This window comes from Methylobacterium sp. WL6, from assembly GCF_008040095.1.
Classification (GTDB): Bacteria; Pseudomonadota; Alphaproteobacteria; order Rhizobiales; family Beijerinckiaceae; genus Methylobacterium.
This window is the reverse complement of record NZ_VRVH01000693.1, coordinates 1-482: the sequence shown is the minus strand read 5'-3', so window position 1 is coordinate 482 and position 482 is coordinate 1. Positions and strand designations below refer to the sequence as shown.

General features: G+C 75.1%; 1 protein-coding gene and 1 pseudogene. Both read right to left on the bottom strand.

The features are described from left to right. The coding region (locus tag FV230_RS29210) for a DUF2460 domain-containing protein (protein WP_187275682.1) at positions 1-309 on the bottom strand (309 nt) is incomplete at its 3' end. A gap of 14 nt (positions 310-323) precedes the next feature. Beyond that, positions 324-482, bottom strand: a pseudogene (locus tag FV230_RS31150) (phage tail tape measure protein); the annotation flags it as partial.

Here is a 482-nt window from a genome sequence, read left to right as displayed (position 1 = left end):
GCCGAGGCGCTGGTCGGTCGGCGCCGGCACCCGGCCCGGCGGCCCGGAGCGGAAATCGGCCCGGTCGCGGTAGCGGAAGCCGTAGAGCCGCCCGCGCCGCTCCTCGAAGAAGCTCAGAACCGCATGGAGCGTGTCGAGCGAGCGGATGCCGAAGCCGGCATCGTAGCGCCGGCGCGAATCGGCCCAGCGGCTGTTGCGGTGCTCCCGCCCCGAGGCCAGCGTGACGATCTCGGTCAGCCGGCTCGGGCCGCCGCTGCCGCGCAGCGCCACGTCGAGGGGAAAGGACACCTCGTGGAAATCGTCCGGCATCGGTCCTCCTCCGATCATAGCGCCCGCTGGCCGCGCGCCACGGCGCGGGCGAGGCTCGCGGTCACCTGCGCCTCGGACTTGCGGAACGAGGTTGCGTCCGGCGTGGCGATGTTGACGGTGACCGCGACGGGCCGGCCGCCCGATCCGGCGCCGACCCCGAGGCGGCCGTCGGG